Here is a 21,192-nt window from a genome sequence, read left to right on the forward strand (position 1 = left end):
CGCGCTTGCGCCGTGCGGGCGGGTCGGCGCTCAGCACGGTGCTCGGCACCCTGCTGCGCCTCGTCGATCGTCCGATGCGCCTGTTGCAGCAGCTCATCGGCGAGCGGCGAATGGCCTATGTGTTTCTGCTGCCGAACCTCGTTTTCTTCTCGTTGTTCGTGTTCGTCCCGCTTGCGATCGATCTGGTGTTTTCGTTCACCGGTGGGGAGTCGCTGTTTCCTTCGCAGCGCCCCTATGTCGGGACCGATCAGTACGCCTATCTGTTCGATTGCGGCTCCTTCTTCGATCCCGCCTCGTGCCGGGTCGATCATTTCTGGCGCGGCGTTGCGAACACGCTGCGTTTCACCATCTTCCAGCTCGTATCCATGGTGACGTTTTCGCTCGTCACCGCGCTGGTCCTGAACATGCGGATCCGCGGCCGCGGCTTTTTTCGCGCGGTCTATTTCTTTCCCGTGCTGCTGTCACCGGTCGTTGTTGCGCTGGTCTGGAAATGGATCCTGCAGCGCGACGGGCTGCTGAACGCCGGGCTCACCACGCTCGGTGGGCAGAAGGTCCTGTTCTTCGTGGATCCCGGCTGGGCGATGTTCTGGTCAGTGTTCGTCTCGGTCTGGGCACATATGGGCTTCTACACGCTCATCCTGCTCGCGGGGTTGCAGGCCATTCCAGCCGATCTCTACGAAGCGGCGCAGATGGACGCGACGCCGCGCTGGCGTGTGTTCTGGCGGATCACGCTGCCGCTGCTCTGGCCGAACCTCATCGTGGTGATCGTGCTGGCGTTGATCCGCGGCGTGCAGACTTTCGACGAGGTGTTCGTACTGACCGGCGGCGGACCAGGCACCGCAACCCTGATGATCGTGCAGTACATCTACGAGACGGCGTTTGCGGGCCAGGTACAGAATTTCGGCCTCGCCGCGGCGGCGTCGATCGTGCTTGGCGTCGTGCTGTTCCTGCTCACGCTGGCGCAGTTGTCTCGCACCCGGAGCGCCTCATGAAGCCAATTCAGCTGCTGCGCGCCCGCCGTCGGAGTGGGCACTGGCATTGGACCGATATCGCCGCCTATGCCTATCTCGGGCTCGGCGTCATCCTGATGTTCGGGCCTGTCGTGTGGCTGGTCCTGTCCTCGTTCAAGACCCAGGCGAGCCTCCTGGAATTTCCGCCCTCGCTGCTGCCGCTGTCCCAGCAGGAGATCAGGATTCCGGGCTTTCCGCAGCCGCTGCCGCTTTTTGCAGCCACCCTCGACAACGGCGAGCGTCGCGAGCTTGCGCAAGTTCGTCGCGTCGGGTTGATCGCCCAGATGATCGATCCGGCCGATCCCAAGCAGCAATATCGCGTGCCAACCGCCAAGCTCGCGCCAGTTCGTCACCTGAGTTTCGTGACCTCGAACTACACCGAGCCGCTCCAGAAATTCGCCTTCACGCGCTATTTGTGGAACTCGGTGTTCGTCACAACGATCGCAACACTGATCACGCTGCTCATCAATTCGATGGCTGCCTATGCTCTCTCCATCTACGAATTCAGAGGCAAGACCATAGCCATGCTGATGGTGATCGGCACGCTCATGATCCCGATCACCATCATTCTCGTGCCGGTCTATCTCGTCGTCACGAAACTCGGCCTCGTCAATTCGCTCTGGGCGGTCATCCTTCCGGGCGCCGCGACGCCCACGGGCGTGTTCCTGTTACGACAGTACATGCTGACACTGCCGCGAGACCTCATCGAGGCGGCACGCATGGACAAGGCAAGCGAGTGGCAAATCTACTGGCGGATCGTCATGCCGTTGGCGGCACCGGCTCTGGCCGTGTTGGCTATCTTCTCCATCATGTGGCGGTGGAATGAGTTTCTGTGGCCGCTTGCGGTGCTCACCAAGTCCGAGTCCTTCACGCTGCAGATCGGTCTCAACGCCTTCCAGGGGGAGCTGCAGACCCAGTGGAATTATCTCCTGGCGATGACGGTGGTGTCGCTGATCCCGGTGGCTCTTGTCTTCGTCTTTCTGCAGCGCTTCATCGCCACCGGCATAGCCAATACGGGGATGAAATGACGGCGGGGGTATCTTCATGGCTGGCCTGACTCTCAAGAGCGTCCGCAAGGCCTACGGGACGATCGCAGTGATCCACGGGGTCGATCTTGCGATTGCGGACGGCGAATTCATCGTCTTCGTCGGTCCGTCCGGCTGTGGCAAGTCGACCCTGCTCCGCATCATTGCCGGGCTCGAGGATGTCACTGAAGGGGAGATTGCCATCGATGGCCTCGACGTCACGCGCGTGCCGGCGTCGGACCGGGGACTCGCCATGGTGTTTCAGTCCTACGCGCTCTATCCGCACATGACCGTCTACAAGAACATGGCCTTTGCGCTCGAGAACATGGGTCTTGCGCGTACGGAGATCGACGGCCGGGTTCGGCGCGCGGCCAAGATGCTGCGCCTCACCGAATATCTCGAGCGCAAGCCGAAGGCGCTGTCGGGCGGCCAGCGGCAGCGCGTGGCGATCGGTCGCGCGATCGTCCGCGATCCCAAGATCTTCCTGCTCGACGAGCCGTTGTCCAACCTTGATGCCGAACTGCGCGTTGCCACCCGCAAGGAACTCGCTGCGCTGCATGCCGAGATCGGCGGCACCATGATCTACGTCACTCACGATCAGGTCGAGGCGATGACCATGGCGCACCGCATCGTCGTGCTGCGCAGCGGGCGCATCGAGCAGGTTGGCACGCCACTCGAACTGTACAATCGGCCCGACAATCTCTTTGTTGCGGGCTTCATCGGCTCGCCGCGCATGAACCTGCTGCCCGTGCAGGTGGTGTCGCCGGGGCTGGTACGCGTCGGCGAGGCCGGTGAACCGATCAAGGTAACGACGGGCTCGCTCACTGCGGGCGCATCGGCCACGCTCGGTGTGCGCCCAGAGCATATCGCGCTCGCTGACGGCGCCGCCGATCTGACACTCACCATCGACCTCGTCGAACAACTCGGCGGCGACACGTATTTCTATGGCAGCGCGCCCGGCTTGCCGCAGATCACGGTGCGGCAGAACGGTCAGGCGCTGCTGGGGCGCGGTGAGACTCTCCCGGTTCGTTTCGAGCCGACCCACCTTCACCTGTTCGACGCCGAAGGGGCTGCGGTGCGGCCCGGCCGCTGAAACGCAAGGGCAGGCGACGATAGAACAAGATCAATGACGGAGTGCTGAGACATGAAAGCCCTGGTTGAGGGCCGCTATCGCGGTTGCGAGGGCGGTGCCGCAATGTTCGACGTCGGGCACGGAGCCACCATTGCGGTGCGCATCCTCGAGCGTGATATCGGCCGGGTGACGCTGCGCCGCGCGGACGGCTTTCGACTTGATCGAGGCTGGTCGCTGGCGCCTGGCGGCGACGAGCCTCCGTATGGGGGACGCGACCGCGATGATGTGTCGGGATTCGCCAATCCCGCGGTGACGGTCACAGTGGGTAAGGGTACCGTCAGCGTCGCGGCAGAGGGGCTGACGGCCGAGGTCAGGCTTCGTCCGTTCGGCATTGCCTGGCGTCGTGATGGTGAGATCGAGCCGTTCCTGCGTGACCGGCCGACCCAGGCCTATTTTGTCTCCAACAAAACCCCGGCCATTGTGCACATGATGGCGCGCCATCCGGACGAGCGCCATTATGGCCTCGGCGACAAAGCGGGCCCGCTGGATCGCACGGGACGGCGCTTTGCCATCGACGCCGTAGACCCCTGCGGGTTCGACGCCGAGTTGAGCGATCCGCTCTACAAGATGCTGCCGTTCGTCATCGTCGACGGGCCGCAAGGCGCTCACGGCATTTTCTACGACAATCTCGCCACCGGATCGGTCGATCTCGGCTGCACGATCGACAACTACCATGGCACGTTCCGGTCTTATCGCGCCGACGATGGCGACCTCGACTTCTACGTGCTTGCGGGGCCCAGCGTGCGCGAGGTCGTGCGCCGTTTCTCCTGGCTTATGGGGGGACAGGCCTTCGTGCCGCGCTGGTCGCTCGGCTTCGGTGTCACGTCGATGGCGATCGCGGATGCGCCCGACGCCGACCGGCGCGTCACGGAGTTCATCGCCGACTGCCGCCGCCACGCCATCCGTTGCGACAGCTTCCATTTCGGCTCCGGCTATACCTCGATCGGCGGGCGTCGCTATGTGTTCAACTGGAACCACGACAAGTTTCCCGATCCCTCGGCGACAATGACACGGCTCGCCGAAGCCGGCATGCAGCCGGTGACCAACATCAAGCCGTGTCTGCTCGACGATCATCCGCGGCTTACTGAGGCCGTCGATTCCGGGATCCTGGTGAAAGATAGCGTGACGGGCACTCCGGCAGTCGCGCAGTTCTGGGACGGCGTGGGCTTTCACGTCGACTTCACCAATCCAGACGGGCGCCGGTGGTGGCGCGCGGGTATCGAGCATGCGCTGCTCGACCATGGCGTCGTTTCCATGTGGAACGACAACAATGAGTTCGAGATCTGGGATGAGGACGCGGTCTGTGCCGGTGATGGTCGTCCCTTCGCCCAGGCGCTGGCGCGCCCGGCGCAGGCGTTGCTGATGACGAAGCTCTCCTTCGAGGCGCAGGCCGACCGATCCCCCTCGCGGAGGCCCTATGTCATCACTCGGGGCGGACCAGCAGGGCTGGCGCGCTATGGCCAGACCTGGTCCGGCGACAACGAGACGGCCTGGAAGACGCTGCGTTTCAATCTCACCCAGGGCCTCAACATGAGCCTGTCGGGGCTCTTCAACATCGGCCACGATGTCGGTGGCTTTCACGGCCCAAGACCGGGCCCCGAGCTGCTCTGCCGCTTCGTCGAGTTCTGCGCGCTCTGGCCGCGCATGATCATGAACTCGTGGAACGACGACGGCTCGGTCACTCTGCCCTGGATGCACGCATCCGTGCTGCCTCAGGTGCGCGCGGTGATCGGCCTGCGGCACCGGCTGCTGCCCTACCTTTATACGCAGATGTGGCGCGCCAGCCGGGACCATGAGCCGGCGGTCCGTCCGCTGTTCTGGGATTTCCCGGACGATGCGGCGGTGAGGGACGTCGAGGACGCCTTCATGCTCGGCCCCGATCTGCTCGTCGCTCCCGTGCTCGAGGAGGGCGCTTCCGATCGCCGCGTCCAGCTACCTGTGCACGAAGGTGGCTGGTACGACTGGCACGATGGGCGACACTTCCCTGGTGGTCAGACCGTGCAAGTCGCCGCGCCCTTGGGACGCTTGCCCGTGTTCGCGCGTGCCGGAGCCATGATTCCGGTCGTTGACATCGATTCCGCCGGCAATCCAGGCGAGCGGTCCCTCATGGTCTTCGGCGCGCCGGCGTCGCATTCCACCGCCGATCTCTACGAGGATGACGGCGACACGGCAGCTTGGCGCACCGATGCTCTGCTTCTATCCTTCCGCTTGTGCCGGCAAGCGACCGGCCTGGAACTGACGGGAAGGGCACAAGGCAGTTTCCGCCCGGCGTTCGAACGTTTGCATGTGAGGACTGTCGGAGTGGCGGAGCCCCTGACCGTCGGTACGATCGAAGGACCTGTAACACCTAAGTTCGGGGTGACTGGATAGCATGCCGCTGACGCGAAAGCTTTTATGCTGCCGTTACAGACGCACAACTTCGCCGCTGCGGACGCTGGCGTCGGCGGCAAAGACGATGCTCAGCGAGTTGATCGCGGCCTCGTGATGCTCTGACAAATCGATATCGCCATGGATGGCACTGAGAAATAGCCGCTGTTCGCGCTCGCAGAGCTCCTGATGGCCTGGTTCGTCTTCGGTCGAGAGGATTTCGTCAGGCCTTGCGAAGCGGCCCTCCGGGTTGCGGGCTGCGTGATGGATACGGAGCGCGTTGGTGCGCGTATGCGAGTCATGGTCCGCCGAGCTCGCAGTCGCCTCAGTGCTCTCCCTGGCAACCATCGACACGCTGCCGTTCGGTCCGATAATGTCCTTCACGAAATGAGCGGTCTCGCTCATCATCGGTCCCCAGCCAACTTCGTACCAACCAACCGATCCGTCTTCGAACGCGATGTGAAGATGACCGTAATTGTACATGCTGGGTGCGATCTCGTCCGTGAGCCTCGCCCCGACGGCGTGCACCGCGATCGGTCGCGAGCGCGTCACCTGGCACATGATGTCGACATAATGCACGCCGCAATCGACGATGGGCGAGGTCGACAGCATGAGCTTCTTGTGAACCTCCCAGAAAGAGCCGGCCGATTGCTGGTTGAGATTCATGCGCATCACGAGCGGCTTTCCGAGCGTGCGGCCTATTTCGACGAAGCGCGACCATGATGGATGGACGCGCAGGATATAGCCGATCAGCAGCGCCTTTCCGCTTGCACGTGCGGCGTCGATCACACTCCGGGCGGCCTCCAGCGTCTCGGCCAGTGGCTTTTCGCAGAAAACGTGCGCACCTGCCGCGAAAGCCTGAAGAGCCATGGCGGCGTGGTGTTCGGTGTAGGTGCAAATCGCGACGGCGTCCGGACGCAACGACGCGAGTGCCTCGTCGTATCGTTCGAAACGCGGCAGACTGGGAAACTCGGTTTCAAGGTCATGGCGATCGGCCGCGCGAGGGGTGCAGAGGCCTACGAGTTCGAACCCGTCGATCGCGCTATAGGCGCGGGCGTGGCTGGTTCCCATGGTGCCGAGCCCAACCACGAGAACGCGGATGGGCTTCGCTGTCGATGAGGTTGAAGAAGACATGGCTCAATCGCGTCCTTCAATCGAAACAACGCCCGGCAGATCCGTGCGTCAGGAGCCGTCGGCGACCGGGCGGCCCTCGATCCAGGTTTCGAGCACGCGCAAATCGTCATCGAGATGCACGAGGCCCGCCAGATATCCGGGGGCAATGCGGCCGAGTTCCGTTTCGCGCCGCAGAAATGTCGCGGGAACGCGCGACGCCATCGCGAGGGCATCGGTGAGATCGAGTCGCACGACGTTGACAGCATAACGTACGGCTTCGTCCATGGTCAGAACCGAGCCTGCGAGCGTCCCATCCTCGAGCCGCAGGCAGCCGTCTGCACGAGTCACGCGGCGGCCCTGTAGATCGAACTGATCGGGCCCGCCGGCCGCTGGTGGCATTGCATCCGTAATCAGCATGAAGCGATCGTGCCGCTTGGCGGCGAAGGCGATACGCAGGTTCGCCTCGTGTACGTGATGACCGTCCGCGATGATTCCAACGAACGCCTCGGCGAGATCGAGCGCGGCGCCGACCATGCCCGGCGTGCGTCCGGCCGGCGCGCTCATTGCATTGAACAGGTGAGTGAACGCGCGCGCCCCTGCTTTGACCGCGGCGCACGCCTCCTCGTAACTTGCGTCGGAGTGGCCGAGCGAGACGAGCACGCCCTGCCGCGCGAGTTCGGCGATGCTCTCCGCGTCGACCCGATTGGGCGCGAGCGTCAGCATGACCGCGCCGCAATTTGCGTTGACGATGGTGGCGACGTCGCCGGGCGCGAGGTTGCGGATGTACCGGAGCACATGTGCTCCCTTGCGATGCGGATCCAGGAAGGGCCCTTCCAGATGGATGCCGAGTGCCGCCGGAGTCAGGTGCCGCGCCTGACGGGTTGCGGCAATCGCGGCGCTCATCACCTCAGGCGTGTCGGTCACCAGCGTCGGCAGCAGCCCCACGGTGCCGTGTTTGCGATGTGCCGCGGCGATACGGGCAATGCCTTCGGGTGTCGGGTCCTCGTTGAACAGAACGCCGCCGCCGCCATTGACCTGCACATCGATATAGCCGGGCGCGAGCAGGCCGCCGCCGAGATCGTGTACGGCGCCGTGAGGTCTCTCGGAGTGAGGGACGATTGCCGCGATGCGTCCGCCTTCGACCACGACTGCGTGGTCGTCGAGAAAACGCTCGCCATCAAAAATCCGCGCGCCGGACAGAACGATCATCAAACAGTCTCCGTCACCTTGCGCAGGTTGCGCGGGCGGTCGGGATCGCGCCCGAGCCGGAGCGCAAGAGCCTCGGCAAGGCGGTAGAAGCGGTGGATCATGACGATGGGCTCCAGCAGCGTCGCCCCGACTTTTGCCGTCGCGAGATGATCCGCCTCATCAGCGCCGCCCGCTTCGATAGTAATCACCGTCGCGCCGGCACTGGCCAGCGCCGTGAGTGCCGGCAGCATGCCTTCTCGCGCCGCGTCGGACGGCAGGAAGGCGATGACGGGAAAGCCCGAGGCCACAAGTTCGGCCGGCCCATGCAGGACCTCGGCTGCGGAGTAGGCCTCGGCGTGAATCGCGCAGGTTTCCTTGAGCTTCAGCGCTGCCTCCGCGGCGATCGCAAGCGTCGCGCCGCGGCCGAGTACGAAAGCGCTGCGGGCATTTGCGAGCCTCTCGAGCATCGCCGCGGGCGGCGGCGCTGCTTGCCCGCGCAGGATGTCCGGCAGGCCGGTGAGGGCGCCTGCGAGCTGCCGATCCTCGCGCCAGGCCGCGACGAGGCTCGCGCCCGCAACGAGACCTGCAACCATCGATTTGGTCGCGGCGACGGAACGTTCCGTGCCGGCGCACAAGGGCAGCAGCACTTCGGCCTCTTGCGCGAGCGGTGAGGACACGTCGTTGACGAGTGCGACGGCCAGCGCACCGCCGCGTCGTGCAGCGCGCTGCATTTCGACGATGTCCGGGCTGCGTCCCGATTGCGAGATCGCGACGGAAACGCCGCCTTCGAGGCGCATCGGCGTACGATAAAGCGTCGCGATGGAGGGGCCGATGGAGGCACATGGCACCCCCGAAACGATCTCGACGAGGTATTTCAGATAGAGCGCGCAGCAATCCGACGAGCCGCGGGCGATGGTCGCGACGAGCGGTGGATCGAGGGCGCGCAGACGCGTCCCGAATTCAGCGAGCCGCTCCGCATTCTGGCTGAGCTGGAGCGCAACCGCATCGCCTGCCTCGCCGATCTCCTGAAACATGTGGGTCGTCATCGGTGCGCCTTTCGGGCCGGCGGCGACAGCGTGAGTTCGGAGACGAAATCATAGGCGTCGGCGCGGTACCAGGATTTCGTGAACTCGACGCAGGATCCGTCGGCGAGGTAAGCGATGCGCTGGATATAGAGCGCCGGGCTGTCGGACGGCACCCCGAGCAGTTCCGCATCCGCATGATCGACCAGGGTCGCACGCAAGCGCTGCAGGCCCCGGGTTGGCTTGAAGCCTTTCGCGGAGAGCGCTTCGTAAAGCGAGCCGCCGACCGAATCCTGTTCAGGCAGATAGCGTATCGGCACAGCGGCGCGCTCGATCGCCATGGGCGAACCGTCGGCTAGGCGCAGGCGGCCGAGCCGGAACACGCGTTCGTTCGGCCGTACGCCAAGCATCATGGCCTCTTCCGGCGTCGGCAGGAACACGCCGCGCTCGAGCTCGCGCGAGCTCGCCTCCAATCCGCGCAGTCGCATGTCTTCCGTGAAACTCGTCAGGCGCGACGAGGGCTGTTCGACCCGCGGCGTTGCGCGATGGATGAAGGTGCCGGCGCCATGGCGGTGAAACAGCACTCCTTCGGCGATCAGATCGGCAATCGCCTTGCGCAGCGTGGTGCGCGATACGTCGAGCAGCTCGCACAATACGCGCTCGGCCGGCAGCAATTGCGTCTCCGCGAAGCGTCCGGTCTCGATCTCGCGCCGAAGCGCGTCGACCACGGCACGATAGAGCTTCTGGCCCGGCGCGGTTTCGACCGTCATGGACATGCCGCGTCCTCCGCGAGCGTTCCGCCAGCGAGCAGGATTGCGCCGTCGACTGCGTCGCGCCGCGGCCGGGCGAGGCGCTTGGCCACATCAGGCGGCAAAAAGGGGCGCAAGGGCTCACCGAAGCCGCCGACGAGCGCAATGCGTTCGGCGCCAAGCGCGTTCAGCGCGTTCGCAAGCGCCGCTATCGCGCTGGCCGCTTCGCCGACAATTTCGCGTGCGCGTGTGTCTCCGGACCTGGCGACGTCCAGGATCTGGGGCGCGAAGGCGCCGTAGTCTCTGGGCCTCGCGTCCGCTGCCCAGCGGCTCATCCGCAATGGATCGTCATCGAAATGGCGCCCGAGCGCTTGCGCGAGTCCGCTCATCGGCTCGAGGCCATCGATCGCACGCAGCGTCGCGCGCAAGGCCGATTCGCCGAGGCGCGCGGCAGATCCGTCGTCGCCGAGCCAGAAACCGCGTCCGCCGATGATGGTCGTTCGAGCTCCCACGCGAGCGATGCCCGCCGAGCCCGTGCCCGCGATGATCAAGCCGCCGTCGCCGAGGCCATTGGCACCGACGCAGGCGGCGACAGCATCATTGACGGCGACGATGCGGGCAAAGCCGGGCAGGGCCGCGGAGACGCGCTCTGCTTCATTGTCGTCCGAAAGTCCGGCAAGGCTAAGGCCGACTGCGATCTCCTGCCTTGGCGCGCCGGCGGCGATCGCGGACGCGATCGTTTCACGGACGACCCGCATGGCCTCATCGAAATCGAGATAGATGTTCGAAGCCGGCCCGACGCCGCGCCCGAGCTCGCGGCCCGACGAATCACGCAGTCTCGCGCGGCAACGGGTCGCGCCGCCGTCCACACCGAGGAAGAACTGGGCCGTCGCCAAGGAGCCTCCTAAAAAATTTCTTAACGCCTCTAGACAAGTGGTATGTCACGTGGCTAAAAGAAATACAAGAGGTATCTACCACTGGTATTCACGATGTCGATACTGCCGAGCATGGGGACCGACGGAGAGGGGTGGCGCGACACTGGCGGTGTCCTGATGATCGATGAGGCGATGTTCGCGGAGGCGATGCTCGCGTCCTACCGCCAGGCGATTGCTTCGGTCGCGGCTGCTTCCGGAGACATCCGCGCCGCTGCGCTTCGCCTCGCCGCGATCTGGCGAGCAGGCGGGCGTCTGGTCTATGCGGGTGCAGGCTCCTCCGGTCTTGCGGCGGCCGAAGATGCAGCCGAGCTTCCCGGCACGTTCGGCCTTGAGCCGAGCCGCATAGCAATTGTCCTGGCCGGCGGGACCGCCGAGCCGTTCCGCATCGATGGGGCCGCCGAGGACGATGCCGCAGCCGGTGAGCGGGCTATGGCCGGGCTCGGTGACCTCTCCCGCGACGCCGTGATCGCCGTATCGGCGAGCGGCTCGACGCCCTTCACCGTCGCGGCCGCCGCCGAGGCACGCCGTCGCGGCGCTTTCGTGATCGGCATCGCACATCGCCCGGGGGTACCCCTGCTCGTCGGTGCCGACTCGTCGATCCTGCTTGAAAGCGGGGAGGAGGCGCTGCGCGGCTCGACACGGCTCGCGGCCGGAGCTGCGCAAAAGGCCGCGCTCGGCATGCTCTCATCCTTGATGGGATTCGAGCTTGGCCACATCCATCGGGGCCTGATGGTCAATCTGAAGGCCGACAATGCAAAATTGCGCGAGCGGGCGCGCGGGATCGTCGCAACAATCGCCGGCGTCGGTGATGCGGAAGCGGAAGCGGCGCTGCGCGAGGCCGGCGGCGAGGTCAAGCCGGCGATCCTGATCGCCAGCGGGATCGTCAGCATGAGCGAAGCGGTCACGTGGCTCGCTGCTGCGGAAGGCCGGATAGACGACGCGTTGCGCCGCGCAAGCGTCAACGGGATCACGGGCGAAGGCCCGAACAAGGGAGCGTAGCATGAGACGGACGTTCAAAGCTGCAATAGGAGCCGAGGTTGCCACGTTGGCGTTGCTTGCGGGGCTCGCGTCGGCCCAGGCAGGCTCGCTGAAGATAGAGAGTTGGCGCAACGACGACGCCGACATCTGGAACTCGAAGATCATCCCAGCCTTCAACAAGCATTATCCCGACATCAAGATCGAATTCGCGCCCTCAGCGCCCAAGGAATACAACGCCGCGCTCAACGCGCGGCTCGATGGCGGCACCGCCGGCGATCTCATCACGTGCCGTCCGTTCGACGCCTCGCTCGCGCTCTATCAGAAGCATCAGCTCGACGCGGTCGACGGCCTCAAGGGCATGGACAATTTCTCCGATGTCGCAAAGGCCGCATGGCAAACGGACGACGGCAAAACCACCTTCTGTGTTCCGATCGCCTCCGTCATCGCCGGGTTCATCTACAACAAGGAAGCTTTCGCCAAGGTCGGCGTATCCGAGCCGAAGACGCTTGAGGAATTCCACGCTGTCCTCGAGAAGCTGAAGAAGGACGGGACCTATGTCCCGCTGGTGATGGGCACGGCTGACCAGTGGGAGGCTGCGACCATGGGATTCCAGAACATCGGTCCCGACTATTGGAAGGGCGAGACTGGTCGCGCCAATCTGATTGCGGGCAAGGAGAAGCTTACCGACCCGCAATACGTCGCAGTGTTCAAGGAGATCGCAAGCTGGGCGCCATATCTGGGATCGGGCTTCCAGGCGCAGACCTACGCCGACAGTCAGAACCTGTTCTCGCTCGGCAAGGGTGCGATCTATGCGGCTGGCTCGTGGGATATCTCGACGTTCCGCGGCCAGGCGAAGTTCGCCATGGGTGCATTCCCGCCGCCGCAGCCGGCCGGCACGACGGATTGTTATATCTCCGATCACACCGATATCGCGATGGGCGTCAATGCAGCGTCGAAGAACAAGGAAGACGCGAAGAAGTTCCTGGAATGGCTGACGACGCCGGAATTCGCAACGATCTACGCCAATGCGCTTCCCGGCTTCTTCTCCCTCGCCAAGAGTCCGGTGAAGGTCGAGGACGACGTCGCAGCGACGATGGTTGGATGGCGACAGACCTGCAAGTCGACCATCCGCAACTCGTATCAGATCCTGTCGCGCGGTACGCCGAATCTGGAAAACGAGCTTTGGAACGTGTCGGCGCAGGTCGTCAACGGCAAGCTGACGCCTGATGCCGCCGGCAAGCAACTGCAGGACGGCCTCGACAAGTGGTACAAGCCCGCTAAGTGACGCCAGTCCCTCTCCCCGCGAAAGCGGGGAGAGGGACCTTCCTTGTCCTATTCGATAGTTGCTGCACACTCCGCTAACACATGGCGCGAGCCTCGAACGCGGATAGGGACGATAACGCACGGTAGGTTCAATCTCTTTCCCGTCATGCCCGAATCGGTCTCGAACATCACCGCCCAGATGCCTCGCGCAAAACTCGCGGGCCTTCTGCTATTCTTTCTCGGGCCGGCGGTCGCGATCTACACCCTGTTCTCGATCTATCCGCTCGTCGCGACGATGGCGCTCTCCACCTACACGAGCGATCCGTCTGGGGCCCGGTCTTTCGTCGGGCTCGCCAACTTCGAAACGCTGCTCGGCGACGCGCTGTGGTCAAAGCCGTTCTGGAATGCCTTCAGCAACAATCTGATATTCTTCGCCGTGCACATGTGCGTGCAGAATCCGATCGGCATCGCGCTCGCAGGATTGCTGAGCCTGCCGGGCCTGAGGCTCAAGGGCTTTTATCGCACCGTCATGTTTCTGCCGACGATGCTTTCGGTTGTCATCGTCGGTTTCTCCTGGAATCTGATCCTTTCCCCCCTCTGGGGCGTAGCTGCCGGCGCCTTGAAGGCCGTGGGGCTGGGCTCACTATTCGCTCCCTGGCTCGGCCTTGAATCGAGCGCGCTCGTAACCCTGTCCCTCATCTCCGTCTGGCAATTCGTCGGCATCCCGATGATGCTCATCTATGCCGCGCTGCTCAACATCCCCGAAGAGTTGATCGACGCGGCTCGCGTCGACGGGCTCGGACATTTCCGCATCTTCTTCCACATCAAGCTTCCGCTCGTCCTGCCGACGATCAGCCTGGTATCGGTCTTGACCTTCGTTGCCAACTTCAACGCTTTCGATCTGATCTATTCGGTCAAGGGCGCGCTTGCGGGGCCGAATTTCGCGACCGACATTCTCGGCACTTTCTTCTATCGCACCTTCTTCGGCAATCAGCTCCAGCTCGGCAATCCGACGATGGGTTCCGCGGTCGCGACCGTGATGTTCTTCATCATCCTCGTCGGCCTCTGCCTCTATCTCTTCCTCGTCCAGCGGCGCATCCGCCGTTACGCTTTCTGAGGAGGCGGCATGACGGCGGAGCAGCGCGCAAGGAGCCTCGGCGTCCATCTCGTCCTGATCGCCTACAGCCTGCTGGCGGTCGGTCCGATCCTGCTGGTCGTGATGAATTCGTTCAAGGTGCGCAACGCCATCTTCGGTAGCCCGCTCGCTCCGCCGGACGCCACAACCTTCAGTCTCGTCGGCTATGAGAAGGTGTTCCGCTCCTCCCATATCCTGACCTACTATTCGAATTCGCTGATCGTGACCCTCGTCAGCATGGCGCTCGTGCTGCTGTTTGGTGCGATGGCGGCCTGGGCGCTGACCGAGTACCGCTTTCGCGGTTCGACGGCGCTCGCACTGTTTCTGTCGATCGGCATCATGGTGCCGATCCGGCTTGGCTCCGTTGCGATCCTCAACATGATGCGGTCTGCTGGCCTCAACGACACGCTGACGGCCCTGATCCTCGTCTACGTCGCGCAGGGCCTGCCGATGTCGATCTTCATATTGAGCGAGTTCATCCAGCAGATCCCCAAGGACCTGCGCGACGCTGCTCGCTGCGACGGCGTGCCGGAAACCCGTATCTTCTTCGAAGTGGTCGCACCACTGCTGCGGCCGGCGATCGCGACCGTCGCTGTGTTCACCATAGTGCCGATCTGGAACGACCTCTGGTTTCCGCTGATCCTGACGTCGAGCGACTCGACGCATACGGTCACGCTCGGCGTTCAGCAGTTTCTTGGCCAGTACATCACCGACTGGAATTCCGTGCTCGCCGCGCTGTCGATGGCGATCCTGCCGGTCGTGGTCATCTACGTGATCCTCTCGCGCCAACTCATCGCAGGCCTCACCTCCGGCGCGGTCAAATAGGTTGTCAGAATGGCCAATCTGCGCATCGAGCACCTCAACAAGCGCTATGGCGCGACGACAGTGCTCAACGACGTCAACCTGAACATCCAGGACGGTGAATTCGTCGTTCTCGTCGGCCCTTCAGGCTGTGGCAAGTCGACGCTTCTGCGTATGATTGCCGGGCTCGACGGCGCATCGGGCGGCGACATCCATATCGCTGGCAAGCTTGTCAACACGCTCGCGCCTGCCGAGCGCGGCATCGCGATGGTGTTCCAGTCCTACGCGCTCTATCCGCACATGAATGTGCGCAAGAATATGACCTTTGGGTTGAAGTTTACCGGCGTGCCTCCGGCCGAACGCGAGCGGCGCGTCACGGAGGCGGCCCGCATGCTGCGGCTCGACGAGCTGCTCGAGCGCTATCCGCGCGATCTTTCCGGCGGCCAGCGCCAGCGTGTTGCGATCGGCCGCGCGATCGTGCGCGAGCCCGCTGTTTTCCTGTTCGACGAGCCGCTCTCCAATCTCGATGCGGCCTTGCGCGTCTCGACACGCGTCGAGATCGCGAATTTGCACAGGCTGCTGAAATCGACGATCGTCTATGTCACGCACGACCAGGTCGAGGCGATGACGCTCGCCGACCGGATCGTCGTGATGAACAAGGGCTGCATCGAGCAGGTCGGCAGACCGCTCGATCTCTACTATGCGCCGGCCAACCTGTTCGTCGCCGGCTTCATCGGCTCGCCCGCGATGAATCTTTTCGAGGCCAAAGTTGGCAGTATCGAGGGCGGATGTGTACGGGTGGCCGGACCCGGCTTTCGCAGCTTCGATGTGCCGACGACCTCATTGAAGGTGGGCGACACGCTGACGGTCGGTGTCCGTCCGGAGCATCTTGGCCGAGGGGAAGACGGTCCCTTCGCCGTGGAAGGCGTCGTCGAACTGGTCGAACGGCTCGGCGAAGCCTCCTTCGCCTATGTGCGCCGCGCCGATGACAGGCTGTTCGTTGCCGAGGTGCGCGGCAGGCGGACCCCGATGCCGGGCGAACGAGTTACGTTCTTTGCCGCAGCCCAGGACGTACACGTCTTCGACGCCGCGGGCCTGCGGGTCTCGACGCGGCACGATGCTTAGCTCATGACGAGCCTCGTGCGCTATCTCACCCATCCTCAGGTGAACATTGATCCGGCGATCGCCGTCCCATCATGGGGGCTGAGTGAGATCGGGAGGGCTCGCACGGAGGCAGTCGCGAGCACGCGGCAGCTCGCGCGCACCACGCAGATCATCTCCAGTGGCGAGCGGAAGGCGATCGAGACAGCCGAGATCATCGCCACGAAGCTGAACCTCGAGGTAGAGGTGCGGGAGGCGATGCATGAGAATGACCGGTCCGCAACCGGCTTCCTGATGCCGGACGAGTTTCAGGCGGTGGCCGATCGGTTTTTTGCCGAGCCCCAAATCAGCGTTCGGGGCTGGGAGCGGGCGGTTGACGCCCAGTCGCGTATCGTCCGCGAGGTCGAACACGTCCTGGCTCGGAATAAACCGGGCGATGTGCTCTTTGTCGGCCACGGTGGCGTCGGCACTCTGCTGTATTGCCATTATTCGGGCGTTGCGATTGATCGTAGACATGATCAGCCCGGCAGCGGCGGTTACTATTTTGCGTTCAGCAGAGACGATCGCCGCGTGCAACATTCTTGGCGTCGCCTCGAAGACCTCTGATCTTGCCCGAGGCATGTGGGTCAGATCTCAAATTGCGAGCGGTCGTCTGCCGAGTAGACCGCGAGCGGCTTCGCATCGTAGTCCAATCGGAGCACGAGACCGGCGGTCGATATCGGTCGTCTTGGGAACTGTTGGCAAGACGGTCCGATATTTCGGATGAGGTCTCCGGGTCGTTTTCCGGAGCTTCGGGCAGATCGTCCCTGGTCAGGCCGAAGGGCTTGCGGGGAACCTCGCAAAATGAATAGGATGCGACGAATGGCTCAGCCTTTTAAGGGCTGGCACGGATGCTGCTTGGGTCGTCGGCAAAAGGAGCACGAGCTCCAGACCAAGCAAGGCGAGGGGAACGCTCAGATGCCAGCCCGTATTCAAATCATCACCTAGAGCGACAGGCGATGCCGCCTGCCTAGCATCGCGCGCCGCCGGAAGCCGGAGCGCAGGGGGCGGGCGCGCGTCGACGCTTGATGCCGGTTTAGCACGCAATGGAGGACATGATGACAGTTGCAGACGCGCACGACCTGGATCCGCAGGAAACCCAGGAGTGGTTGGATGCGCTGTCAGCAATACAGGGCCATCGTGGCAACGAGCGAGCCGAGTTCGTCGTCAATACGATGATTGATGCCGCCCGCAAGGGTGGGCTCGGCATTCAGCAGACGCTGACGACACCCTATTGCAACACAATTCCTCTGAGTCAGCAGCCGGCATTGCCGGGCGATCGCGCGATCGAGCACAAGCTGCGCTCGATCATCCGGTGGAATGCCCTTGCGATCGTGCTCCGTGCCAACAAGGAGAGCTCGGAGCTCGGCGGTCACATTGCAAGCTTCCAGTCGGCCGCGACGCTCTACGACATCGGCTTCGGTCATTTCTGGCATGCGCCGACGGAGACGCACGGGGGCGATCTGATTCTCGTCCAAGGGCACAGTTCGCCCGGCATCTACGCGCGCGCCTTCCTCGAGGGGCGGCTGAGCGAGGAACAGCTTCTCAGCTTCAGGCAGGAGGCCGCTGGCAAGGGCCTGTCGAGCTATCCGCATCCCTGGCTCATGCCCGACTTCTGGCAATTCCCCACAGTGTCGATGGGATTGGGGCCCCTGATTGCGATCTATCAGGCGCGATTCCTGAAGTATCTCCAGAATCGCAATTTGGCCGAGACATCGAACCGCAAGGTCTGGGCCTTCATGGGCGACGGCGAGACGGACGAGCCGGAATCGCTCGGCGCGATCTCGCTCGCCGGTCGCGAGAAGCTCGACAATCTCATCTTCGTCATCAACTGCAACCTTCAGCGACTCGACGGGCCTGTTCGTGGCAACGGCAAGATCGTTCAGGAGCTCGAGAGTGTCTTCCGCGGAGCAGGCTGGAACGTCATCAAGGTGCTGTGGGGATCGGGATGGGATCGCCTGCTGGAGAAAGATAAAAGCGGCTTGCTGCTCAAGCGCATGGAGGAGTGCGTCGATGGCGAGTACCAGGACTTCAAGAGCAAGAGCGGTGCCTACATCCGCGAGCATTTCTTTGGCAGGTACGATGAGCTGAAGCAACTCGTCGCCGACATGAGCGACGACGATATCTGGAAGCTGGCTCGCGGTGGTCACGATCCGGAGAAGGTTTTTGCGGCCTACGCCGCCGCGGTCAATCACAAGGGTCAGCCCACGGTCATCCTGCCCAAGACCGTCAAAGGCTTCGGCATGGGTGAGTCGGGCGAAGGCCAGATGATCGCGCACCAGGCCAAGAAGATGACGCAGGACGCTCTGCGCGGCTTCCGCGATCGCTTCCAGGTGCCGGTCGCCGACGAGGACCTGGCGAAAGTCCCCTTCCTCCGCCTGCCGGAAGACAGCCCGGAGATGAAATACTTCCGGGCGCAGCGTGAGAAGCTCGGCGGCTGCCTGCCGCAGCGCAGACGCAAGTCCGTATCCCTGCAAATTCCACCGCTCTCGGCCTTCCAGCGGCTGCTCGAAAGCACGGGCGACCGCGAAATTTCGACCACGATGGCCTTCGTGCAGATGCTCGGCGCACTCGTGCGCGACAAAGCGATTGGCAAGCATATCGTGCCGATCGTGCCGGACGAGTCCCGAACCTTCGGCATGGAAGGCATGTTCCGCCAGCTCGGCATCTACTCTTCGGTTGGTCAGCTCTACCGTCCGCAGGACGCCGATCAGCTCATGTACTACCGCGAGGACAAGAGCGGGCAGGTCTTCCAGGAGGGCATCAACGAAGGCGGTGCCATGTCGAGCTGGATCGTCGCGGCGACCTCCTACAGCACGAACAACGTGCCTATGATTCCATTCTATATCTACTACTCGATGTTCGGTCTTCAGCGCGTCGGCGATCTCGCCTGGCTCGCAGGGGACATGCGTGCGAGGGGGTTCCTTCTCGGCGGCACCGCCGGCCGCACCACGCTGAATGGCGAAGGGTTGCAACACGAGGACGGGCATAGCCACATTCTTGCCGGCACCATTCCGAACTGCGTGTCCTACGATCCGACCTTTGCCTATGAGGTCGTGACGATCGTGCGCGAAGGCATGCGCCGGATGTACGAGGCGCAGGAGGACGTCTACTACTACATCACCCTGATGAACGAGAATTACCCGCATCCCGCGCTCGCCGACGCAGGCAAGGGCGCGGAGGAGGGAATACTCAAGGGACTCTATCTGCTGAACGGCGGAGGCGAGACGGCGAAGAAGGAGCTTCGCGTCCAGCTTGTCGGCTCCGGCACGATCCTGCGCGAGGTGATGGCGGCCGCCGATCTGCTCAAGGCCGATTTCGGCGTGACCGCCGATGTGTGGAGCGCGACGAGCTTCAACGAGTTGCGTCGCGACGGCATGGCCGCGGAGCGCTGGAATCTGCTGCATCCGACCGAGCCGCGGCGCAAGAGCTGGGTGGAGGCGCAGCTGGAAGGACATCCCGGGCCGGTCGTGGCCTCCACGGATTACATGCGCAACTACCCGGATCAGATCCGGGAATACGTCCAGGCGGCCGGGCGCCGCTACGTCGTGCTCGGCACGGACGGCTTCGGTCGTAGCGACTACCGCGTGAAGCTTCGTAAGTTCTTCGAGGTCGACCGGCATTACGTCGCCGTCGCTGCGCTCAAGGCACTCGCCGACGATGGAGCCATCAAGCCGGCGGTCGTGGCCGAGGCTATCGCCAAATATCAAATCGACGCTGGGCGCTCTGCGCCCTGGACCGTGTGACGCAGCGGAGCCGAGGCAGAACAATGAGCGGAGTGATCGACATCAAGGTTCCCGATATCGGCGACTTCAAGGACGTCCCGGTGATCGAGGTCTTCGTCAAACCGGGCGACAAGGTCAAGGCGGAGGATCCGCTGATCTCGCTGGAGTCCGACAAGGCGACCATGGAGGTGCCGTCGCCGCGTAACGGCGTGGTGAAATCGGTGGTCGTGAAGGTCGGAGACAAGGTGAGCGAAGGTGCGGTGATCGTACAGTTCGATGGCGCCGGCGCGGAACAGGGCGACACTCGGCCGGTCGTCAGCGCCCCGCCGTCGCCCGTCAGCGCGCCGGTTGGCGTCGCCGAGGTGCGGGTGCCCGATATCGGCGACTTCAAGGACGTTCCGGTCATCGAGATCTTCGTCAAACCGGGCGATAGCGTGAAGGCAGAGGATCCTCTGATCGCGCTCGAGTCGGACAAGGCGACGATGGAGGTGCCGGCACCGCTTGCGGGCACGGTCCGCGAGATCAAGGTCAGGACCGGCGACAAGGTGAGCGAGGGCTCCGTTATCCTCGTCCTTGCGACCAGCGGTGCGCCTGCCGCCGCCGGCTCGCCGTCACCGGCTCCTACATCGCCCGTAGCCGCAGCTGCTCCGGCGGCACAAGCCGGCGCAGTCGACGAAAAGGCTTTCGCGCTCGCCTATGCGGGTCCGGCAGTGCGCAAGCTCGCGCGCGAGCTCGGCGTCGACCTCGGCAAGGTGAAAGGCTCCGGCAATCACGGCCGGATCCTGCGCGAAGACCTCGAGGCTTTCGCGAAAGTCGGAGCCGCGCCCGCCAAGCCACAGGCCGCGGCCGCAAGCGGAGGCGGCGTCGGCGGGATCGATCTTCTGCCCTGGCCCAAGGTGGATTTCGCGAAGTTCGGGCCCGTCGAGCGCAAGGAGCTTGGACGCATCAAGAAGATTTCGGCGGCCAACCTGCACCGCAACTGGGTCGTCATCCCGCACGTCACGACCCACGACGAGGCCGATATCACCGACCTCGAACAATTCCGGGTGAAGATGAACAAGGAGCTTGAGAAGAGCGGCGTGAAGCTCTCGCTCCTGCCATTCATGGTGAAGGCTGCTGTCGCGACACTGCAGAAGTTTCCGGAGTTCAATGCAAGCCTCGACGGCGACACGCTGGTCTACAAGAATTACTGGCACATTGGTTTTGCCGCGGACACGCCGAACGGCTTGATGGTGCCGGTGATCCGCGACGCCGACAAGAAGTCGGTGCCGGATATCGCCAAGGAGATGAATGACCTCGCCAAGCTCGCGCGCGAGGGCAAGATCAAGCCCGACCAGATGCAGGGTGGGACTTTCTCGATCTCCTCGCTCGGGGGAATCGGCGGCCACTACTTCACGCCGATCATCAACGCACCGGAAGTGGCGATCATGGGCGTGTGCAAGGGCTACTGGAAGCAGCATTCGGCTGACGGCAAGACCTGGACCTCCCGTCTGACCCTGCCGCTGTCGTTGTCCTGGGATCATCGCGTCATCGACGGCGCGGCGGCGGCGCGCTTCAACGTCTACTTCGCCAACGTGCTCGCCGATTTACGGCGCGTGCTGTTCTGAGA

Annotated in this window: 17 protein-coding genes; 12 read left to right on the forward strand and 5 right to left on the reverse strand. The window is 63.7% G+C overall.

Annotation, left to right across the window (positions count from 1 at the left end; translation table 11 throughout):
* Positions 1–74 precede the first annotated feature (74 nt).
* Genes QA640_RS18435 through QA640_RS18450 form a run of 4 tightly spaced genes read left to right on the forward strand, consistent with a single transcriptional unit; the run spans position 75 to position 5,537 of the window.
* The gene (locus QA640_RS18435) at positions 75–992 is read left to right on the forward strand and encodes a sugar ABC transporter permease (protein WP_283042823.1); all 918 of its coding nucleotides are present in this window, start codon (positions 75–77) and stop codon (positions 990–992) included.
* Positions 989–2,038: a carbohydrate ABC transporter permease gene (locus tag QA640_RS18440; RefSeq protein ID WP_283041992.1), complete on the forward strand. Its 1,050-nt coding sequence runs from the start codon at positions 989–991 to the stop codon at positions 2,036–2,038. The genes QA640_RS18435 and QA640_RS18440 overlap by 4 nt, the downstream gene beginning before the upstream one ends.
* Positions 2,039–2,054: 16 nt before the next feature.
* Positions 2,055–3,128, forward strand: coding sequence for a sn-glycerol-3-phosphate ABC transporter ATP-binding protein UgpC (ugpC, locus tag QA640_RS18445; protein WP_283041993.1), 1,074 nt, complete (start codon positions 2,055–2,057; stop codon positions 3,126–3,128).
* Positions 3,129–3,179: 51 nt separating this feature from the next.
* Complete coding sequence (locus QA640_RS18450; RefSeq protein ID WP_283041994.1) at positions 3,180–5,537, forward strand: TIM-barrel domain-containing protein; 2,358 nt, start codon at positions 3,180–3,182, stop codon at positions 5,535–5,537.
* A gap of 33 nt (positions 5,538–5,570) precedes the next feature.
* Here QA640_RS18450 and QA640_RS18455 read toward each other — a convergent pair whose 3' ends face one another.
* Genes QA640_RS18455 through QA640_RS18475 form a run of 5 tightly spaced genes read right to left on the reverse strand, consistent with a single transcriptional unit; the run spans position 5,571 to position 10,502 of the window.
* A complete protein-coding gene (locus QA640_RS18455; protein ID WP_283041995.1) occupies positions 5,571–6,668 on the reverse strand; it encodes a Gfo/Idh/MocA family oxidoreductase in 1,098 nt (365 codons plus the stop codon).
* 48 nt (positions 6,669–6,716) lie between these two features.
* On the reverse strand, positions 6,717–7,856 hold the full coding sequence (nagA, locus tag QA640_RS18460) for an N-acetylglucosamine-6-phosphate deacetylase (protein ID WP_283041996.1): 1,140 nt from the start codon (positions 7,854–7,856) through the stop codon (positions 6,717–6,719).
* Positions 7,856–8,881: an SIS domain-containing protein gene (locus tag QA640_RS18465; RefSeq protein WP_283041997.1), complete on the reverse strand. Its 1,026-nt coding sequence runs from the start codon at positions 8,879–8,881 to the stop codon at positions 7,856–7,858. Before QA640_RS18465 ends, nagA begins: the two co-directional genes overlap by 1 nt.
* Positions 8,878–9,633, reverse strand: coding sequence for a GntR family transcriptional regulator (locus QA640_RS18470; protein WP_283041999.1), 756 nt, complete (start codon positions 9,631–9,633; stop codon positions 8,878–8,880). Before QA640_RS18470 ends, QA640_RS18465 begins: the two co-directional genes overlap by 4 nt.
* Complete coding sequence (locus QA640_RS18475; protein ID WP_283042001.1) at positions 9,624–10,502, reverse strand: BadF/BadG/BcrA/BcrD ATPase family protein; 879 nt, start codon at positions 10,500–10,502, stop codon at positions 9,624–9,626. Before QA640_RS18475 ends, QA640_RS18470 begins: the two co-directional genes overlap by 10 nt.
* A gap of 111 nt (positions 10,503–10,613) precedes the next feature.
* Between QA640_RS18475 and QA640_RS18480 the strand changes: the two genes are divergently transcribed.
* From QA640_RS18480 to QA640_RS18515, 8 genes are all read left to right on the forward strand, one after another.
* Positions 10,614–11,540: an N-acetylmuramic acid 6-phosphate etherase gene (locus tag QA640_RS18480; protein WP_283042002.1), complete on the forward strand. Its 927-nt coding sequence runs from the start codon at positions 10,614–10,616 to the stop codon at positions 11,538–11,540.
* 1 nt (position 11,541) lies between these two features.
* Complete coding sequence (locus QA640_RS18485) at positions 11,542–12,804, forward strand: ABC transporter substrate-binding protein (protein WP_283042004.1); 1,263 nt, start codon at positions 11,542–11,544, stop codon at positions 12,802–12,804.
* A 177-nt stretch (positions 12,805–12,981) separates the two neighbouring features.
* Positions 12,982–13,899 carry a sugar ABC transporter permease gene (locus tag QA640_RS18490; RefSeq protein ID WP_283042824.1) on the forward strand — a complete coding sequence of 306 codons (918 nt, stop codon included), beginning with the start codon at positions 12,982–12,984 and terminating at the stop codon, positions 13,897–13,899.
* Between the two features lie 9 nt (positions 13,900–13,908).
* Positions 13,909–14,742 carry a carbohydrate ABC transporter permease gene (locus tag QA640_RS18495; protein ID WP_283042005.1) on the forward strand — a complete coding sequence of 278 codons (834 nt, stop codon included), beginning with the start codon at positions 13,909–13,911 and terminating at the stop codon, positions 14,740–14,742.
* Positions 14,743–14,751: 9 nt separating this feature from the next.
* Complete coding sequence (gene ugpC / locus QA640_RS18500) at positions 14,752–15,843, forward strand: sn-glycerol-3-phosphate ABC transporter ATP-binding protein UgpC (protein WP_283042007.1); 1,092 nt, start codon at positions 14,752–14,754, stop codon at positions 15,841–15,843.
* A 3-nt stretch (positions 15,844–15,846) separates the two neighbouring features.
* Positions 15,847–16,425, forward strand: a complete 579-nt coding sequence (locus QA640_RS18505; protein WP_283042009.1) for a histidine phosphatase family protein — start codon at positions 15,847–15,849, stop codon at positions 16,423–16,425.
* 491 nt (positions 16,426–16,916) lie between these two features.
* Positions 16,917–19,604 (forward strand): pyruvate dehydrogenase (acetyl-transferring), homodimeric type, encoded by a 2,688-nt coding sequence (gene aceE / locus QA640_RS18510; RefSeq protein WP_349253731.1) that lies wholly within the window; start codon positions 16,917–16,919, stop codon positions 19,602–19,604.
* A gap of 23 nt (positions 19,605–19,627) precedes the next feature.
* On the forward strand, positions 19,628–21,190 hold the full coding sequence (locus QA640_RS18515) for a dihydrolipoyllysine-residue acetyltransferase (RefSeq protein WP_283042012.1): 1,563 nt from the start codon (positions 19,628–19,630) through the stop codon (positions 21,188–21,190).
* Positions 21,191–21,192 lie beyond the last annotated feature (2 nt).

The organism is Bradyrhizobium sp. CB82 (genome assembly GCF_029714405.1).
Taxonomy (GTDB): domain Bacteria; phylum Pseudomonadota; class Alphaproteobacteria; order Rhizobiales; family Xanthobacteraceae; genus Bradyrhizobium.